The sequence below is a fragment of the Candidatus Palibaumannia cicadellinicola genome (assembly GCF_002855795.1).
Classification (GTDB): domain Bacteria; phylum Pseudomonadota; class Gammaproteobacteria; order Enterobacterales; family Enterobacteriaceae; genus Baumannia; species Baumannia cicadellinicola_C.
Window position 1 is genome coordinate 1 of record NZ_NJPO01000154.1, and the last position, 1390, is coordinate 1390.

Consider the following 1390-nt stretch of genomic DNA (forward strand, 5'->3'; position numbering starts at 1 on the left):
TTTATTTTACAAATAACAGTAAATTAAGTTATTGAATAATAACTAATTATATATAAATATATTAATATATTTATATATAATTTATAACTAGGTATATTTTATAAATATAATAGATAAAACTATCAATCAACACTATACTATAAATAAATAGAATGATTCTTCGCAAAGAGAATGTCGATGACGACTGAAGTTATCGCTAATAATTGGGCGTTTGCCATTTTTGTTATTGGTGCTATAGCACTGTGTACTTTTCTGCTCATAATTAGCTTTGTACTAGGAGGGCGCCAGCACATTACAGTGCATTCGAGAAATCTTCCTTTCGAATCAGGCATTAATTCTGTAGGAACAGCGAGATTACGGCTTGCCGCTAAGTTTTATTTAGTCGCAATGTTTTTTGTTATTTTCGATGTCGAAACTTTTTATCTCTATGCTTGGGCCAGCGCTCTCCGTGAAGTAGGATGGTTAGGATTTTGCGAAGCAATAATGTTTATTCTTATCTTACTCATTAGTTTGGTTTATCTAGTACGTATCGGCGGGCTTAACTGGACACCAGATAGTTTCTTACGCTTAAAGCGCCCCGACCCCAAAATAATCATGAGAAATTAAAATGGATTACACGCTTACCCGCGTTGAAGATAAAAACAATTACCCTTTACAGAAGCAAAAGGGTGTAGCAGATCCACTAGAGGAGTATGTAAACCATAATATTTATTTAGGTAAACTAAAGCATATTCTACATAATATTGTTAATTGGGGACGTGGTAACTCTCTCTGGCCTTATAACTTTGGCCTTTCCTGTTGTTATGTAGAAATGACGACTTCTTTCACTGCCGTACACGATGTAGCACGTTTTGGCTCTGAGGTTATCCGTGCTTCACCGCGCCAAGCCGACTTTATGGTTGTTGCTGGTACCCCATTCATAAAAATGGCCCCAGTCATTCAGCGTCTATATGATCAGATGTTAGAACCTAAATGGGTTATCTCCATGGGTTCTTGTGCTAACTCAGGGGGTATGTACGATATCTACTCTGTAGTACAGGGAGTAGACAAATTTCTACCGGTAGATGTGTATATTCCCGGCTGCCCGCCGCGACCTGAGGCATATATTCAGGCACTTTTACTTTTAAAAGAAGCTATTGGTAAAGAACGGCGCCCGCTATCTTGGATGGTAGGTGATCAAGGGGTATATCGCGCTAACATGGCATCAGAACGAAAAAGAAAACATAATGAACGCATTGCAGTTACCTCTCTACGTTCTCCTGAAGAGATTTAATACGCTAAGCTAATATGTCTGTCTCCTTGTCTTTGCTTTGCTTTGCACATCATGAGGCATGTTAAAGGAACATATATTAGTATATTAACATATAACTATCAAATATTTATTAATGAC

At 37.3% G+C, this 1390-nt stretch carries 2 protein-coding genes; both read left to right on the plus strand.

What is annotated here, in order from left to right; genetic code table 11:
* Positions 1 to 171: 171 nt before the first annotated feature.
* Complete coding sequence (gene ndhC, locus CEX73_RS02855; RefSeq protein ID WP_101627077.1) at positions 172 to 606, plus strand: NADH-quinone oxidoreductase subunit A; 435 nt, start codon at positions 172 to 174, stop codon at positions 604 to 606.
* A 1-nt stretch (position 607) separates the two neighbouring features.
* Positions 608 to 1273 carry a NuoB/complex I 20 kDa subunit family protein gene (locus CEX73_RS02860; RefSeq protein ID WP_101627078.1) on the plus strand — a complete coding sequence of 222 codons (666 nt, stop codon included), beginning with the start codon at positions 608 to 610 and terminating at the stop codon, positions 1271 to 1273.
* Positions 1274 to 1390 lie beyond the last annotated feature (117 nt).